The sequence below is a fragment of the Burkholderia sp. JPY481 genome (genome assembly GCF_038900515.1).
Lineage (GTDB): Bacteria > Pseudomonadota > Gammaproteobacteria > Burkholderiales > Burkholderiaceae > Paraburkholderia > Paraburkholderia youngii.
Genome location: NZ_JAYMRT010000005.1, coordinates 190,542 through 206,502, shown reverse-complemented (window position 1 = coordinate 206,502; position 15,961 = coordinate 190,542). Strand labels below are relative to the sequence as shown.

The window sequence follows — 15,961 nt, the reverse complement described above, 5'->3', positions numbered from 1 at the left end:
TGGCAAAACCCGGCTAGAACTTATAGTCCTTGTTGGTCGGATCGAAGGTCGAATCGTCGAACGTCTTCGGCGTGATGCTCTCGAACACGATCTGCTCGAAGATCTTGCCGTCGTTGTCGTAAGACTCGATGGTGCGAAAGAACGGATGCCGCAGATCGAGCCCGAGCGTTTCCTTTTTCGCGTAGAACTGCGGCTGGCCGACCGGTGTTTCGAACGTGAACGCGACGACGCGCACATCGTCGATCGTCTTCACTTCGATCTGCACCGAACGCGGCAAGCCGGTCTGGCTGTATTTTTTCCCTTCACTCAGGTATTGATCGGCAACGTACTCGGTGCCGAGATCGCGCACGCTGTGATTCGATTGCGAGCGTGCGAGCGCGCCGGTCAGCGACGTCCACAACGGCATCACGTTCATGATGCCGCCGAGGTGGCCGAGCGTTTCGTCGCTGCGCTTCGATTCGTCGTAGATGATTTCCTGGCCCGCGTGCGCGCCGTCGGGCAGCCACTTCGCGTAGATGCGCAGCGGATCGTGCGCGACGCGCACGAGCATGTGATCGGGCTTGTCGGGCCAGATGCCGCGAATGCGTTCGGAGCGCGACATCGTGAACTCGTACGACGGGTAGCCGTTCGGCCCTTCCTTGATATAGCGCGGCAGCGTCAGCGGATCGAGCGACTTGAACAGCGCGACCAGTTGCGCGTCGTCGAGTTTTTCGAGCGTGCCGCTTTGCTGCGCGGCGCGCAGCCATTTGACCTGCTGGTCGAGCGTCAGCTTGCCGACCTGCGCGGGCGGCGTGGTGGGCGGCTTGACGGCGTTCGCGGTGTCGAGCGGGGGCGGGCGGTCGTCGTTCTGCGCGACCGCCGCCGGCCCCGATAGCAGGGCGAGCGTGACGAGCAGCGCACCCGGCAGCGAGCGGAATCGCAAGCGGGGTCGCAAGCGGGGTCGCAAGCGATGAGAGCGGGCGGACATGCGGTGCTTCATGAATTTCTCCAGAAAGTGGCGCGGCCGCTCATGCAACATGCAAGGCAATAACGCAAGGCAACAAAGCTATAACGCATTGAAGCAATGCTTATTCCCGTCAGGCAGACTTCTGTTTCGCGAGTTCCTCGTCGCGCAATGCACGGCGCAGAATTTTGCCGACATTGGTTTGCGGCAACTCGTCGCGGAACTCGACGAGCTTCGGCACCTTGTAGCCAGTCAGATTCTTGCGGCAGTACGCGATCACCTGCTCGGCGGTCAGTGTCGGCGTGCGCCGCACGATGAACACCTTCACGCGCTCGCCCTGCGCGGGATCGGGCACGCCGATCGCGGCCACTTCGCGCACGTCCGGATGCGCGGCGATCACATCCTCGATTTCGTTCGGATACACGTTGAAGCCCGACACGAGGATCATGTCCTTCTTGCGATCGATCAGACGGATAAAGCCGCGCGAGTCGATCACGCCGATGTCGCCGGTCGCGAGCCAGCCGTCGTCGTCGATCACCTTCGCGGTTTCGTCGGGGCGGTTCCAGTAGCCCTTCATCACCTGCGGGCCCTTCACGCACAGCTCGCCCGCCTCGCCGATATTGGCCCAGCTGCCGTCGTCTTTCCTGAAGCGCACCTGCGTGGACGGCGCGGGCAGTCCGACCGAGCCCTCGAAGTCGCGCAGATTGGTCAGATCGACCGGATTCATCGACACGATCGGCGAGCACTCTGTCAGCCCGTAGCCCTCGACGATCGGCTTGCCCGTCACCGCCTTGAAGCGCTCCGCGACGCTCTTCTGCGTCGCCATGCCGCCCGCCATCGCGAGCTTCAGGTCCGAGAAATCGCGCCGGCAGAATTCCTCGTTGTCGAGGAACGCGTTATAGAGCGTGTTGACCGCGGTCATGCCGGTGAATTTTTCGTGACGCAGGATCATCATCACCCGCTTCATGTCGCGCGGATTCGCGATCAGGATGTTGCGCCCGCCGAGCCCCATGAAAATCAGCGCGTTCACGGTCAGCGAGTAGATGTGATACAGCGGCAGCGGTGTGAGCACCGTTTCGCCTTCACCGGACAGTTGCCCCGCGGCCCATGCCTTCGCCTGCAACAGATTGGCGATGATGTTCCGGTGCGTGAGCATCGCGCCTTTCGCGACGCCTGTCGTGCCGCCCGTGTACTGCAGGAACGCGATGTCTTCGTGGCTCGCGCGCACCGGCGTGTGCGGCCGCGCGTAACCGATCGAAAGCGCTTTCAGCAGCGGCACCGCCTGCGGCAGCTGGTAGGCGGGCACCATCTTTTTCACGTGACGCAGCATGAAATTGAGCAGGTGGCCCTTCAGGTTCACGCCGTCGGCGAGCAGATCGCCGAGGCCGGTCACGATCACGTTGCGCACCCTGGTGCCGGGCAACGCGTCTTCGAGCGTCTTCGCGAAGTTTTCGAACACGACGATCGTCTGCGCGCCGCTGTCCTTTAGCTGGTGCGCGAGTTCGCGCACCGTATAGAGCGGATTCACGTTGACGACCACGGCGCCCGCCTTGATCGTGCCGAACAGCGCGACCGGATACTGGAACGTGTTCGGCAGCATGATCGCGACGCGCTCGCCGGGCTGCACGCCGATGCTTTGCAGGTAGGCCGCGAACGCGCTCGCCTTGCGGGCCAGCTCGCCGTACGTCAGGCTCGCGCCGACGCTGACGTACGCGACGCGCTCGCGGAACTGCGCGGTGCATTCGTCGAAGAACTGGTCGATCGATTCGTATTGCGTGACGTCGATGTCGCGCGGCACGTCGTCTGGATAGGACGCGTACCAGATGCCGTCGGTGTTCGGTGCGGGGTTTGGCGCCGCGTTTGGCGCCGGGTTTGACACCTGAGTGCTGCCTGCATCCGGCACTTGCTGCGGCGCTTGGGTGGGCTCGATCATCGGTTGCCTCCTGATATGTTGGTATCCGCTGCCGCGCTAGCGCTCCAGAATCGCGACGACCCCCTGGCCGCCCGCCGCGCAGATCGAGATCAGCCCGCGTGCGCCACCAGCCGGTTTGTCGAGTTGCGCGAGCATCTTCGCGAGCGCGGCGACGATGCGTCCGCCCGTCGCCGCAAACGGATGGCCGGTCGCGAGCGAACCGCCGTTCACGTTGAGCTTCGTGCGATCGATCGACCCCAGCGCGCCGGCGAGGCCAAGCTGCGTACGGCAATATTCGTCATCCTGCCATGCCGCGAGCGTGCACAACACCTGGGCCGCGAACGCTTCGTGAATCTCATAGAAATCGAAGTCCTGCAACGCGAGGCCGGCGCGCGTGAGCATGCGCGGCACGGCGTAGGCGGGCGCCATCAGCAGGCCTTCCTGCCTGTCGAAAAAGTCGACGGCCGCGGTTTCCGACCAGCTCAGATACGCGAGCACCGGCAAGCCGCGCTCGGCCGCCCATGCTTCGCTTGCGAGCAGTACCGCGGATGCGCCGTCGGTCAGCGGCGTCGAATTGCCCGCGGTCAGCGTTCCGGCGTCGCGGTCGAACACCGGCTTCAGATTCGACAGCTTTTCGAGCGACAGGTCGGCGCGCAGGTTGTTGTCGCGCGCGAGGCCTTTGTACGGCGTCATCAGATCGTTGACGAAGCCGCGCGCGTACGCATCGGCGAGCTTGCGATGGCTTTCGTAGGCGAGCACGTCCTGCGCCTCGCGCGAAATGTTCCAGCGCTTGGCCATCAGTTCGCAATGCTCGCCCATCGACAGCCCGGTGCGCGGCTCGACGTTGCGCGGCAACAGCGGCTTGAAGAACATGCCGGGCCGCAGCCTGCTGAGCGCGGCAACCCGTTGCCCGGTGCTCTTGCCGCGATTCGCTTCGAGCAGAATCTTGCGCATCCGCTCGTTGACGCCGATCGGCGCGTCGGAGGTGGTGTCGACGCCGCCCGCGATGCCCGCGTCGATCTGCCCGAGCGCGATCTTGTTGGCGACGAGGATCGCCGCTTCGAGGCCGGTGCCGCAGGCCTGCTGCACGTCGTAGGCGGGGGTTTCCTTCGCGAGCGTGGTGGACAGCACCGACTCGCGCGTCAGGTTGAAGTCGCGCGAATGCTTGATCACCGCGCCCGCCGCGACTTCGCCGAGACGCACGCCGTGCAGGTCGTAGCGATCGACGAGCCCTTGCAGCGTGAAGGTCAGCATGTCCTGATTCGATGCGCTCGCGTACGCGGTGTTCGAGCGCGCAAACGGAATCCGGTTGCCGCCGATGACGGCGACGCGGCGCACGGCGGGTTGCGGGTGGGACATGCTCGGCTCCTTTGGGTCGTGCCCGGATCATTGGTCGAAGCAATCGATGCAAACGATGCAAACGCTACGAACGGCGCGCTCGCGGCTCACAGCAGCCGCCACTGCATGCGCGCGCGCAAATGCGGCTTGACCCCGGCGATATCGCGCACCTCGAGATCGCGCTCGATCAGCGAAGGCGAGGCGCTCCACAGCGACGCTTCACCGGGCAGCAGCATCGGCAGCTTGAACTCGGCGGCGAGCGTCGCTTCGGCGAGCGGCTTCGGCGGCTGCAGCGACGAAGCAGCGCGCGCGAGCGTCCACATGCCATGCGCGATCGCGCGCGGAAAGCCGAACGCCTTCGCCGACAGCGCGCTCAGGTGGATCGGGTTGTAGTCGCCGGACACGCTCGCATAGTCGCGGCCCAGTTGCGGCGCGAGCTGCCAGCGCGCGATCCGTTGCAGCGCGTCGGGGCCGAGCGCGAGCGCTTCGAGCGGATGACCGAGCGCTGGCACCGCGCGCTTCAGATAGATGCTGTCGCCGTCCCACACCGCCTCGCCGCGTCGATAGATGCGCGTATGCACGACGAATGCCTGGCCCTTGTCGTGGCGCAGCATCGCGCCAAATTCGACCTCGATGCGCAACAGATCCTTGTAGGCGAGCGGCCGGCGCAGCCGCACGTGATTGGCCAGATGCACGAGACCGAGCGCGGGCCACGGAAACGCGGGGTCGGTCAGCATCAGCAGATGCAGCGGAAACGCGAGCAGGTGCGGGTAAGTGAGCGGCACGCCGTGCTCGGGAATGAAGCCGCACACGCGCGCATAGCGCCACGCGGGGCCGGGCTCGAGCACGACGGCGGGGCGCACGAGCCGCAACGGCGGCAGCCGCGATTCGCGGCCTCGCTTGACGAGGCCCGTCAGCGCGCGCCCGTAAAGTTTTGCCGGCGCAGGCAGCGTTTCGATGACGACGGTTTTCGGCCGCGCGCCGTCGCCGCCCGGCGCGGGCGCGAGCTGACGGCTGCCGAACGGATCGCGTGGTTCGTCCATAGCCATGCTCCGGTTCAGGCGCCGATCAGGCTTTGACCGCACACGCGCACGACCTGGCCCGTCACGCCGGCCGAGCCCGGATGCGCGAGCCACGCGATGGTCTGCGCGACGTCGACGGGCTCGCCGCCCTGGCTCATCGAGTTCATGCGGCGGCCGGCCTCGCGGAGCGCGAGCGGCATTTTCGCGGTCATCTGCGTTTCGATGAAGCCGGGCGCGACCGCGTTGATCGTGATGCCGCGCGCGCGCAGTTGCGGCGCCATGCTTTGCACCCGGCCGATCACGCCGGCCTTCGACGTCGCATAGTTGGTCTGGCCGGCATTGCCCGCGATGCCGCTGATCGACGACACCGCGACGATGCGCCCGCCATCGCGCAGGATGCCGCCCGCGAGCAGCGCGTCGTCGATGCGCTCCTGCGCGCCCAGGTTGATGTCGATCACGCTTTGCCACGCGGCGTCGGTCATCCTCGCGATGGTCTTGTCCTTCGTGATGCCGGCGTTGTGCACGACGATGTCGACGCCGAGCTCATCGAGCGCCGCTGCGATCTGCGCGGGCGCTTCGGGCGCGGCGATGTCGAACGCGAGCGCGCTGCCGTTCAGCTGACGCGTCGTCGCATCGAGCGCGTCGCGCGCGGACGGAATGTCGACGCCGATCACATGCGCGCCCTCGGCCGCAAGCACGCTCGCAATCGCGGCGCCGATGCCGCGCGCGGCGCCCGTGACGAGCGCACGCCGCCCGGCGAGCGGCTGGCGCCAGTCGAACGCGGGCGCGCCGGGCGGTAGCGCTTCGTTGCGGCTGGCAGCGATCCGCACCACCTGGCCCGACACATAGGCCGAACGCGGCGACAGGAAGAAACGCAGCGTCGCGTCGATGGCGCTTTCCGCGCCGTCCTCGACGTACACGAGATTCGCGGTGATGCCGCGCCGCGCTTCCTTGCCGAGCGAACGCACGAGCCCTTCGAGCGCGCGCTGCGCGGTCCACTGACGCGGGCTCGTGCAGGCCTCGGGCGGCCGCCCCAGCACGACGATGCGCCCGCACTTGCCGAGCGAGCGCAGCGTGTCGTGGAAAAAGCCGTGCAATGGTTCGAGATGGCTGCTGTCGTCGATACCACTGGCATCGAACAGCAGCGCGGCGAGCTTGCCGGGCGCACCGGCTTCGGCCGGCTCGAAGCGGCCGGTCATCAGGCCGTGTCGATTGGCGAGCGGCACCCACAGCCCGGCGCTTTCGTGCGCGACGCTCGTCATGCCGATGCTGGCGATCAGACTCGCGAGCGCGTCGAACAGGCGCGGCTCGCGGCCCGCGCCGATCGCGATCAGACCGTCGAATTCGGGCCGGTCCGCCCGGTAGCGCCGCAGCACCTCGGGCTTCGGCAGGCCGAGGGAGCGCGCGAGGCGGCCGCCGAACGGCGAGTTGACGAACTTCAGGTAGGAGTCGTTCATGTTATCGGTTGCTCCGCTGGACGCGCCGCGGGTAGCCCCAGCGATTTTTCAGGGCTGCCGGACGTGTGTCAGTGTGCCTTGAGTTGCGTGACTCGGGTACGGGTTGCCGCGCCGCATCGGTAGTTTTTTCTGCGTGAGCGCGCGCGTCAGGCCGCCAGATCCAGCGCCTTTTCGAGCGCCTGCTTGCGCTGTTGCAAGCTTGCGAGCAGGTCGAAGTCGGCCGGGAAATCGTCGACCTTGACGACCTGCGCGCCGTAGCGCGCGTAGTCGTCGAGCACCCGCCGCTCGTCGGCGTCGATGAGGCCCTGACGTTGCGCCGCATCGGTCCACGCGGCGAGCTGCGGCAGGCTTTGCGGCAGCGGTTCGAGCAGGCCCTGTTCGACCGCGTCGCGCAGCTTGTGCTCGATTTGCGTGAACCGTGGATTCAGCGCGAACACGAGCTCGCCATAGCCGAGCGCGTCGACGTCGGGACGCGGCACGTACGAGTCGGCGACGAGCCGCTCGCGCGCGGCGCCGGGCGTCTGCATCAGCTCGGCGATCTCGCTGCCGAGCCGGTCCGACGGCTCGCGATGCGGCAGGCCGAACGGGAACGCGAGCAGCTGCACGAGCGTCGCGGCGAGCCGGTTCGGATAGTTCGCGAGCACGCCGTCGAGCGCGTGCTGCGCCTTGTACAGCGCATCCTCGACGCCCCAGCGCACGAGCGGCAGGTCGTCCTGCTGACGGCCTTCGTCCTCGAAGCGCTTCAGCGTCGCCGAGATCAGGAACAGTTGCGACAGCACGTCGCCGAGGCGTGCCGAGATGCGTTCACGGCGCTTCAGATCGCCGCCGAGCACCAGCATCGACACGTCGGCGAGCAGCGCGAACACGGTCGACAGACGCGTCGCCGCGCGGTAGTACGGATGGAGCGGCGCGTACGCGCGGCGCGGCTTCGCGATCAGCGCGCCGCCGGTCAGCCCATACACGGTGCTGCGTAGCACGGTCGACAGCGTGAAATTCACGTGACCGAAGAAGGCCGCGTCGAATTCGCGCAAGGCCTTCGCGCGATCTGGCTCGCGCGTCGCGGTCATTTCCTTCAGCACGTACGGGTGGCAGCGGATCGCGCCCTGGCCGAAGATGATCAGGCAGCGCGTCAGAATGTTCGCGCCTTCGACGGTGATTGAGATCGGCATCTGCTGATACGCGCGCGCCAGAAAATTCGACGGCCCCATGCAAATACCCTTGCCGGCGACGACGTCCATGCCGTCGTTGATGACGCTGCGCGCGCGCTCGGTGATGTGATATTTGGCGATCGCCGAAATGACCGACGGCTTTTCGCCGAGATCGACCGCCTGCGCGGACAGGCGGCGCGCGGCGTCCATCACGTACAGGTTGCCGCCCATGCGGCCGAGCGCTTCCTGCACGCCCTCGAACTTGCCGACGGCGGTGCGGAACTGGCGGCGAATCGCGGCATACGCGCCGGTGCCGCGCACCGCGACCTTGGCCATCCCGACGTTCGACGACGGCAGCGAGATCGCGCGGCCCGCCGCCAGACACTCCATCAGCATGCGCCAGCCGTTGCCGACCTGCGCGCGTCCGCCGATCACCCAGTCGAGCGGAATGAACACGTCCTTGCCCGAGTTCGGGCCGTTCTGGAACACCGCGTTCAACGGCCAGTGACGACGGCCGATGTTCACGCCAGGATGGTTGGTCGGAATCAGCGCGCAGGTGATGCCGGGTTCGTCGTTCGCGCCGAGCAGATGGTCGGGATCGAGCGCGCGGAACGCGAGGCCGAGCACCGTCGCGATCGGCCCGAGCGTGATGTAGCGCTTGTCCCACGTGACGCGAAAGCCGAGCGTCTCGCGGCCTTCGTGCATGCCCTGGCAGACGATGCCGACATCGGGAATCGCGGCGGCGTCGGAACCGGCGTACGGGCTCGTCAGCGCGAAGCAGGGGATTTCCTCGCCGCGCGCGAGACGCGGCAGATAGTAGTTCTTCTGCGCGTCGGTGCCGTAGTGCATCAGCAGCTCGGCGGGGCCGAGCGAGTTCGGCACCATCACCGAGACGGCCGCGGCCGTGCAGCGCGTCGCGAGCTTCATGATCACCTGCGAATGCGCGTACGCGGAGAACTGTTTGCCGCCGTACTGCTTCGGAATGATCATGCCGAGAAAGCCGTGCTGCTTGATGAACTGCCACGTTTGCGGCGACAGGTCCTGCCAGACCATCGTGGTGTCCCAGTCGTTCGCGAGGTCGCACAACTGCTCGCATTCGACGTCGAGGAATGCCTGCTCTTCGGCGCTGAGCGCGGCCGGGCCGTAGCCGAGCAGCGTGTCCCAGTGCGGGCGGCCCGAGAACAGCTCGGCGTCCCACCACACCGTGCCGGCTTCGATCGCGTCGCGCTCGGTCGGCGACATCTCCGGCAGGATCTTGCGGAACGTGTCGAGCAGCGGTTTCGCGAGCCATGCGCGGCGCAGCGGCCTGATCGTCAGCACGAGGGCGGGGAGCACGAACACGATCGCGAGCAAGGCCGTCAGCAGCGGGCCAGCCGCGCCGCTCAGGTGCGCGGCCGCGACCCAGACGATCAGCGCCGCGAGCCACCACGAGGCGCGCGCCTGCACGTAGACGAGAGCGAAGGCGGCGATGACGAGCGCCAGGATGAACCACGGCATGATGTTTCCTCCTCTGTCGTTGCTGCGTGCGAATGCGGCCCACGGGCGCGCACCGCTCGCGCTCTGCTGATTTTTTGGGTTGCCCTTTCTCTGGTCATGCAATCGCCGGGCCACCTGTGCGCCGCGCTACGCGTCACATGGCGCGGCGCACGCAGCCGCTTCGCCGCTGGTGTCTCGATGCGCATTAGCGAACGTGCCGACCGCGCCATCGTCGTCGGTCGCATCGCCGAGTACCGCCGCGAATGCGGCCAGTTGCGTGCCGTCCGGCAGCGGCGCCTTCAGCGCGGCGACGATCAGCGACGCGAGGCGCGCGATCAGTTGCAGATCGTTCATCGGCTTGCCTTGCGAGAACTCGCCAATCAGGCCGCTGGTATCGGTGCCGGCGAGCACGCCCGACAGCGCGCCGATCGCGAAGTGCAGCCGCCAGCCGAGCTCCTCGCGCGGCAGATGCGGCAGCGCGCGCTGGAACGCGTCGAAGAAGCGCATCGCCACCGACTCGTAATGCGCGTTCAGAAAGTCGCGGATAAACGACGACGGATCGGTATACGCGCGCCCGAGCAGGCGCAGAAACGCTTTGCCGCCGACACGCGGATCGCGCGACAGACGCAGAGCCGGAATGAACATCGCGCCGAGCACGTGCTCGCAGCTCAGGCGCGCGCCGAGCATCGCGTCGAAGCGGTCGATGAGCTTCACGCGCTCCTCGTTCAGCGGATCGAGCCGGCGCGACAGCATCGAATGAATCAGCGATTCCTTGTGGCCGAAGTGATAGTTGACGGCCGCGAGATTGACATCGGCGCGCGACGTGATCTGGCGCAGCGACAGCGCTTCATAACCGCATTCGATGAACAGCGTCTCCGCGGCGTCGAGAATGCGTGACTTCGTATCGCCGACATGCCGGCCCGTGGTGCGAACTGCCATGCTGCGTCTCCCAGTTGCCGGTGCTGCCGGCTCGCAAACACGCGATTCAAATCGGTATTTGAAACAATCGTTTTTTGCAGGATAAAAAAGGAGGGACGGTGCGAGCAAGGAGCGGGCTCGACTAACTCCTCTAGAAGAGCTGACGAAAGTCGTGCTTGCGAAGCGCGGCTCGTGATACCGGCCGCGCCGGAAATGAAAAGGCCGTTCCGGGCGAACCGGAACGGCCTCGTATTGCGTTGCGACTTGATGCGCGCCAGGCGTTGATGCGAACGCCCGAAGCGGTTAAACGCGCTGTCCTCCTACCGCGCCGCCCGCCGATCCCGCGCCGACGATCTCACGCGCGGACTGCGTCATGTCGATGCCGCGGCGCTCGCGGCTGAACGGAATCAGCGCGCAGATCACGATCGCGACGATGCCGATTACGACCGCCATCACGAGCGCGTAGTTGTTGTCGTGCATCTCCGCGATCTTCGATTGCATCGGACCGTTGACGGAGGCGATCAGATTGCCCAGCTGGTACACGAGCCCGGGGAAGGTCGCGCGGATTTCATCGGGCGAGATTTCGTTCAGGTGCACCGGAATCACGCCCCACGCGCCTTGCACCGAGATCTGCATCAGGAACGCGCCGAGCGCAAGCAGAAACGGCGTGGTGGAGAACGCCCACAGCGGCAGCACCGGCAGCGCGATCAACGCGGCGATGAAGATCGCGCGCTTGCGGCCGATCTTCTCCGATGCCCAGCCGAAGAACAGGCCCCCGCAGATCGCGCCGATGTTCAGGACGATCGTGATCCACGACACCGTGTGCGGATCGAACTTGAGCTGGACGCGCAGGAAAGTCGGATACAGATCCTGCGAGCCGTGCGAGAAGAAGTTGAACGCGGTCATCAGGATGATCGCGTAGATCGACAGGCCGATGTTCTGCTTGAGCGTCGCGACGAGGCCCGGACGCACCTTCTTTTCGAGCGTCTGGAACGCGGGCGACTCCGGCACGTGCGCGCGAATGTACAGCACGAGCAGCGCCGGCAGCACGCCGACGAAGAACATACCGCGCCAGCCGATGTATTGAAAGAACACGCCGAACACGATCGACGCGAGCAGATAGCCGCTCGGATAGCCGGCCTGCAGCAGACCCGAGACGATGCCGCGCGATTTCGGCGGCACGGTTTCCATGGTCAGCGCGCCGCCGACACCCCATTCGCCGCCCATCGCGATACCGAACAGCGCGCGCAGCACGAGCAGCGTCATCAGGTTGGGCGACAGACCGGACAGCAGTTCGAGCAACGAGAAGCACCCGATGTTGATCATCAGCGTCGGACGGCGGCCGTATTTGTCGGCGAGCCAGCCGAAAATCAATGCGCCGAGCGGGCGCATCATCAGGGTCAGCATGATCGCGACCGCGACCGACGGAATGTCCGTATTGAATTCCTGCGCGATATCTTTCAACACGAACACCATCAGAAAGAAATCGAATGCGTCGAGCGTCCAGCCTAGATAGGCGGCGATCGTGACGTTTCTCTGTTCCCGAGTCCAGCTCATTGATTGTCCTCCTGAGTATTCGCAAATCCGCGTTTGATCGCGGCCGGAAACGCAGCCCTTGCGCCTCATGGCAAGCGCTTGCCGGCGAGTGTACGCCGGGCATTAAGCGTTTGCGTGGTTGAAGCCGTTTTTCTCCGTGTTAATGCGCACAGCAATTTTCGTGCTGAATTCGTCATGCTTGTTTAATGTCGGGTAAATGTAATTGTCGGTTTATCCGGGCGCGTTTTTGTAATATCTATCGAGAGTTTCCGGGCGCCGATTTTTTATCGAGTTTGTCTCCTGCTTGCCGAAGCCCGGGATGAGCGCGAGAGGCTGCAACCCGGCACAACGACGCGGCGACTTCCGCGCCGAACAGAAACACCGCCGCGCAGAAGTACAACCACATCATCAGCACCGCGAGCGAGCCGGCCGCGCCGAACACGCCTGCCGTGCCCGCATGCACGAGGTAGAAGCTGAACAGATGCCGGCCGGCCGTGAACAGCAGGCTCGCGACGGTGCCGCCCACGAGCGCGGGCCGCAACGGCACCGCCGCGTCGGGCAGCCACTTGATCAGCGCGCCGAGCCCGACGGCCAGAATGACGAAACCGAGTAACGATTGCAGCACATCGGCAACGATGCCGAGCGCCGAATTGCCGAACAGCGCACCGCCGAGGGTCTGAATCGCCGCGTCGACGACGAGCGACACGACCAGCAGAAAGCTGAGCCCGATCAGCAGACCGATCGACACGAGCCGCGCGCGCACCAGCAGCGCCAGCCCGGCGATGCCCTTGCGCGGGTGGGCGGCAAAGACGATGTCGAGCGCGGTATTCAACGATGAGAACGTGGCCGACGCGCCGACCAGCAGCAGCGCGATCGAAAACGCCGCGGCGACGCCGCTGCCGCCCGCATAGTGCGCATGGGCGACGATATCCTGCATCGCGTGCGCCGCGTCGTTGCCCACCAACTGCCGCGCCTGCTCGAAAAGCCGTCCCTGCGCGGCATCGCGGCCGAAGATCCAGCCGATGACCGCGAGCACGAGCAGCAGCGTGGGCGCCAGCGAGAACGCCGGATAGAACGCGATGCTCGCGCCGAGCATCGCGCATCGGTCCGACAGGAAACGGCCTGCGGCGTCGCTCGCGACGTTGAACGTGTGGCGCCAGCGAGCGGGTCGCGCTGCGGTTTTCGGTTGCGGTGCTGACATGCTGTCCTCGGCTTGCGGCAGCGCGCGAACGCTCGCCTCGCGCTGCCGCGACGATAAAGTGGCTGCGTCGAGCGCTGATGCAGCACGACGCGCGCCAGCCGCGAGCGGCCCGCGCGCCGCGCCGAACCTTCATGTAAAGTTATTTCGCCAACTTATCGACATATCGCTATGTCCGTGACGCCATCGCCTTCGTTGCTCGACGAGATGCTCGACGCCGTCGTGCGCCGCTATCGCCTGCCGGCGCTCGCGGCCGTCTGCGCGCCGACGCCGCAAGCGAGTCCCGCCACCGTGCTCGCGCTCGCGATCGAGCAGGCTCGCGAGGCGAGCGCGCGCGGCGAAGCGCCGGATGCGGCGAACCAGCGCTTCTTCGTCGAGGCGCTGGCGCGCATGATCCGCGAGGCGCTGCGCGAGGACGCCGGCGACCCGGTGTTCCAGGCGATGCTGCTACGGCATCGCAGCGCGGTGGTGCGCGAGTACGCGTCGCTGGCCGCGCACGCGAGCGTCGATCGCCGGCTGATCTACGCGGCCGTCAATGCGATCGCACATCCGGCCAAACAGCAGCGGCTGCTCCCCGGTCCGCAACGCGACGCGCTGGCGCGTCTGCACGCGCTCGCGGCGGCCGAAGCGTGGCCCGAACTGGCCGACGCCGTGCAAACTTGCATCGATACGCCGCAAATCGCGCACGACGCGGCGCTGCAACGCGGCCTCGCGCAATTGCTGCAGAGTGCCGCGTTGCAGCGCTTGCGGCGCCTTGACGCGCTGACGTCCGACGAGCGCGTGCGCCACTATCAGACGCTGTGGGATCGCCAGGGGCCGCGCCCGGGAAGCTCGACCGCGGTCGAGCGAGGCTTGAGTTCGAAGCAGCGCGGCGCCGCGGTCGAAGCGTTGGCCGCCGATGCACTCGACGCGCTCGCGCAGCGCCTCAATGACGCCCAGGGAGCGGTCGCCACCTACCGTGTCGTGAACTCGATGCGCGTGCCGGCCGCGATACCCGCGAGCCACGAGCGCGCCAAAACCGAATGGGATGTGGTGCTGCTGCGCCAGGCCCAGCCCGCGGCCGACGCCGCGGCGTGGGACGTATGCCTGCTCGTCGAAGCGAAGGCATCGGTCGACGCGGCCACCACCGATCTGCCGCGGCTCGTGCGCGGACTGACGCTGCTGGCGCACGCGGAACCGCACACCGTCTACTCGTTTCGCACGCAGCAGGGGACGGTGCATTTGAGCGGCGCGTCGCTTGCCGCGCTGACGGGCGACGCAACCGGTCTTCGCAGCACCGTGCTCTATTGCTGTGACGCTCCCGTCGAAGCGGCGCCGCGCGTGCTGAGTCCCGCGAGCCGGATGCAACTGCTGTCGGCCCAGGCCAGCCTCGATTTCGCGGGCGCGCTGGCGGACGGACGCGACGCCGACTGCGCGGATCTCGAACCGGTGTGGCATCAGTTGCTCGAATCGCCGCGATGGCGGACGGTGCTCGACCAGTACGCGACGCTGCGCGAGGTTCGGGAATTAATGGTTCATCCGGACGACTTGCGGGCCGCGGTCGGCATCGCGGACGCAAGACGGTTGAGCGCGGCGCGCTAGGCCTCTGATGAAGCGGTGGCGCGCGCGTTGCTCGTGGGATTAGCTCTTCGAGCAAAAAGGAGTGGTGATGGAAACACTGTCGAAGCGACTGTCGGACACGCAGGTGCAGGTTGCCAGCAAGATCTACGAATTTCGCTCGCCGCAGGAGGCGGACCGTTTCGTGGAATGTCTGCGAGGCGGCAATGCGAGCCGCTGCGTCGCGGACGTTCCGCCCGAGACCGCAACCGATGCCTATCCGCCGGGGACCCGCAAGGGGTCGGGCGCGGGCATCACGATCGGGCCGCCGCCAGGCGGGCTCGACAGCGACGAGTAACGCGGTTGCGACGTACGCGGTTGCGACGTGCGCTTTGCGGCTCACGCGTCAGCGCACCGGCTCCAGCATCACCGTGAGCGTTCCTCGCTCGCTTTGCACCCCCGCCGCGAGATCGATCTGGTGCGGCGTCAGCGTGGCGATCGCGCGCTGCAGCCTTGGCGCGAATGTCGTGGCGAAGCGGGCGAGCGCCGCTTCGCGTGCGGCGCCTTCATCGTTGGCGACGTCGCGCAGCTCGTCGAGCGGCAAGCCGACGAACAGATCGAGCGGGTAGGGCGGCACTTGCGGTTCCATCGCGATGTCCGGACCGGCCGGCACGCGAATGCGCAATCCGGGCTGCAGATGCTCGCGCAGTTCGGCGAGAACTTCGTAATCGGCGTCGGCGGGAAGAGCGCTTCTGGCTTCCTCCCGCAGAAACGGCTCGACGCCTTCCAGCCGCGCCAGTTCTTCATCGCTCAGTAGCATGTGAGTTTCCTCCGAATCGGGCCGTGCTTATCGCTCGTCGTCGAGGCGCCGCTGCGACGCCGACAGGGGGGTGGCGTGCTCGCCCAGGGTCCGGTCGATCAGATAGCGACCCTGTTCGATGCCGGCGCGCAACGCTTCCTCCTCGGTGAGCCATTCCGGCGTGACGGGTTCCACGTTGGCCAGATTGGCCGGTATTTCCATCGGCCGGCCGTCGCGGGAAATCGACACGTCGGCGATCCAGGCGCCTCGCGAGTTCCGATGCGCGGTCACCGTGATCAACGCGCCGCGGTGCGCGCCATGCATCGCGTGCTGGGAGCCGCGCTCGTCGCGCGCGGCCGGCATCGCGCGTCCGTCCTCGGTAGTCATATCGGAGCCGGTCTCGCCGATGCTGGCGCCGGCGGTCTTGTCAGTGGGATCGGTTGGGGGGAGCGGAGTCATGCTGTCCTCGACGAGCGAATGATCTGCCTGATTCGAGCAAGCTCTGTGCCGCCAGCGCGAACGCGTGCAGGCATCCATCCGGCTACGGGCACGCGGCGTGCGATCGGTCAGCGCGGGCCCGGCTCTTGCGCTGCGTTCAACGCTGGTGTCGCTTCCCTCTGTCGGCCGAGGAGCGAAGTCTTTGCTTACCGCGGCCGGCGCAAATGAATCGTGAGGAGG

Annotated in this window: 13 protein-coding genes; 2 read left to right on the top strand and 11 right to left on the bottom strand. The window is 66.6% G+C overall.

The genetic code is table 11. The annotated features are described in order from the left end of the window. Nucleotides 1-13: 13 nt before the first annotated feature. The 9 genes from VSR82_RS15365 to VSR82_RS15325 form a co-directional block, all read right to left on the bottom strand. Nucleotides 14-979, bottom strand: a complete 966-nt coding sequence (locus VSR82_RS15365) for a DUF1571 domain-containing protein (protein WP_429459927.1) — start codon at nucleotides 977-979, stop codon at nucleotides 14-16. Nucleotides 980-1,076: 97 nt separating this feature from the next. After that, the gene (locus VSR82_RS15360) at nucleotides 1,077-2,876 is read right to left on the bottom strand and encodes an AMP-binding protein (protein WP_429459925.1); all 1,800 of its coding nucleotides are present in this window, start codon (nucleotides 2,874-2,876) and stop codon (nucleotides 1,077-1,079) included. Between the two features lie 36 nt (nucleotides 2,877-2,912). After that, nucleotides 2,913-4,214: an acetyl-CoA C-acetyltransferase gene (locus VSR82_RS15355; RefSeq protein WP_368582723.1), complete on the bottom strand. Its 1,302-nt coding sequence runs from the start codon at nucleotides 4,212-4,214 to the stop codon at nucleotides 2,913-2,915. Nucleotides 4,215-4,300: 86 nt separating this feature from the next. Continuing rightward, the gene (locus VSR82_RS15350; RefSeq protein ID WP_429459922.1) at nucleotides 4,301-5,236 is read right to left on the bottom strand and encodes a MaoC family dehydratase; all 936 of its coding nucleotides are present in this window, start codon (nucleotides 5,234-5,236) and stop codon (nucleotides 4,301-4,303) included. 14 nt (nucleotides 5,237-5,250) lie between these two features. Beyond that, nucleotides 5,251-6,672, bottom strand: coding sequence for a 3-oxoacyl-ACP reductase (locus VSR82_RS15345; RefSeq protein ID WP_429459920.1), 1,422 nt, complete (start codon nucleotides 6,670-6,672; stop codon nucleotides 5,251-5,253). A gap of 146 nt (nucleotides 6,673-6,818) precedes the next feature. Then, the gene (locus VSR82_RS15340; RefSeq protein ID WP_498857892.1) at nucleotides 6,819-9,317 is read right to left on the bottom strand and encodes an acyl-CoA dehydrogenase; all 2,499 of its coding nucleotides are present in this window, start codon (nucleotides 9,315-9,317) and stop codon (nucleotides 6,819-6,821) included. Between the two features lie 126 nt (nucleotides 9,318-9,443). Further along, complete coding sequence (locus VSR82_RS15335; protein WP_498857891.1) at nucleotides 9,444-10,235, bottom strand: TetR/AcrR family transcriptional regulator; 792 nt, start codon at nucleotides 10,233-10,235, stop codon at nucleotides 9,444-9,446. A gap of 282 nt (nucleotides 10,236-10,517) precedes the next feature. Further along, on the bottom strand, nucleotides 10,518-11,771 hold the full coding sequence (locus tag VSR82_RS15330; RefSeq protein ID WP_429459914.1) for an MFS transporter: 1,254 nt from the start codon (nucleotides 11,769-11,771) through the stop codon (nucleotides 10,518-10,520). A gap of 235 nt (nucleotides 11,772-12,006) precedes the next feature. Then, complete coding sequence (locus VSR82_RS15325; RefSeq protein ID WP_498857890.1) at nucleotides 12,007-12,951, bottom strand: YihY/virulence factor BrkB family protein; 945 nt, start codon at nucleotides 12,949-12,951, stop codon at nucleotides 12,007-12,009. A 168-nt stretch (nucleotides 12,952-13,119) separates the two neighbouring features. Between VSR82_RS15325 and VSR82_RS15320 the strand changes: the two genes are divergently transcribed. Together VSR82_RS15320 and VSR82_RS15315 are read left to right on the top strand one after the other, a co-directional pair. Beyond that, on the top strand, nucleotides 13,120-14,529 hold the full coding sequence (locus VSR82_RS15320; protein ID WP_429459910.1) for a 3-deoxy-D-arabino-heptulosonate 7-phosphate synthase: 1,410 nt from the start codon (nucleotides 13,120-13,122) through the stop codon (nucleotides 14,527-14,529). A 67-nt stretch (nucleotides 14,530-14,596) separates the two neighbouring features. Next, the gene (locus VSR82_RS15315; RefSeq protein WP_368582731.1) at nucleotides 14,597-14,842 is read left to right on the top strand and encodes a hypothetical protein; all 246 of its coding nucleotides are present in this window, start codon (nucleotides 14,597-14,599) and stop codon (nucleotides 14,840-14,842) included. 48 nt (nucleotides 14,843-14,890) lie between these two features. Here VSR82_RS15315 and VSR82_RS15310 read toward each other — a convergent pair whose 3' ends face one another. Beyond that, nucleotides 14,891-15,304, bottom strand: coding sequence for a hypothetical protein (locus VSR82_RS15310; RefSeq protein WP_410848934.1), 414 nt, complete (start codon nucleotides 15,302-15,304; stop codon nucleotides 14,891-14,893). A 27-nt stretch (nucleotides 15,305-15,331) separates the two neighbouring features. After that, the gene (locus tag VSR82_RS15305; RefSeq protein ID WP_429459907.1) at nucleotides 15,332-15,742 is read right to left on the bottom strand and encodes a DUF6566 family protein; all 411 of its coding nucleotides are present in this window, start codon (nucleotides 15,740-15,742) and stop codon (nucleotides 15,332-15,334) included. Nucleotides 15,743-15,961 lie beyond the last annotated feature (219 nt).

What these genes read in the sequence shown, in the direction of transcription:
- VSR82_RS15320 (WP_429459910.1), top strand. Translation starts at nt 13,120, where the DNA reads ATGTCCGTGACGCCATCGCCTTCGTTGCTCGACGAGATGCTCGACGCC.
- VSR82_RS15325 (WP_498857890.1), bottom strand. Translation starts at nt 12,951, where the DNA reads ATGTCAGCACCGCAACCGAAAACCGCAGCGCGACCCGCTCGCTGGCGC.
- VSR82_RS15365 (WP_429459927.1), bottom strand. Translation starts at nt 979, where the DNA reads ATGAAGCACCGCATGTCCGCCCGCTCTCATCGCTTGCGACCCCGCTTG.
- VSR82_RS15360 (WP_429459925.1), bottom strand. Translation starts at nt 2,876, where the DNA reads ATGATCGAGCCCACCCAAGCGCCGCAGCAAGTGCCGGATGCAGGCAGC.
- VSR82_RS15335 (WP_498857891.1), bottom strand. Translation starts at nt 10,235, where the DNA reads ATGGCAGTTCGCACCACGGGCCGGCATGTCGGCGATACGAAGTCACGC.
- VSR82_RS15315 (WP_368582731.1), top strand. Translation starts at nt 14,597, where the DNA reads ATGGAAACACTGTCGAAGCGACTGTCGGACACGCAGGTGCAGGTTGCC.
- VSR82_RS15340 (WP_498857892.1), bottom strand. Translation starts at nt 9,317, where the DNA reads ATGCCGTGGTTCATCCTGGCGCTCGTCATCGCCGCCTTCGCTCTCGTC.
- VSR82_RS15305 (WP_429459907.1), bottom strand. Translation starts at nt 15,742, where the DNA reads ATGACTCCGCTCCCCCCAACCGATCCCACTGACAAGACCGCCGGCGCC.
- VSR82_RS15355 (WP_368582723.1), bottom strand. Translation starts at nt 4,214, where the DNA reads ATGTCCCACCCGCAACCCGCCGTGCGCCGCGTCGCCGTCATCGGCGGC.
- VSR82_RS15350 (WP_429459922.1), bottom strand. Translation starts at nt 5,236, where the DNA reads ATGGACGAACCACGCGATCCGTTCGGCAGCCGTCAGCTCGCGCCCGCG.
- VSR82_RS15310 (WP_410848934.1), bottom strand. Translation starts at nt 15,304, where the DNA reads ATGCTACTGAGCGATGAAGAACTGGCGCGGCTGGAAGGCGTCGAGCCG.
- VSR82_RS15330 (WP_429459914.1), bottom strand. Translation starts at nt 11,771, where the DNA reads ATGAGCTGGACTCGGGAACAGAGAAACGTCACGATCGCCGCCTATCTA.
- VSR82_RS15345 (WP_429459920.1), bottom strand. Translation starts at nt 6,672, where the DNA reads ATGAACGACTCCTACCTGAAGTTCGTCAACTCGCCGTTCGGCGGCCGC.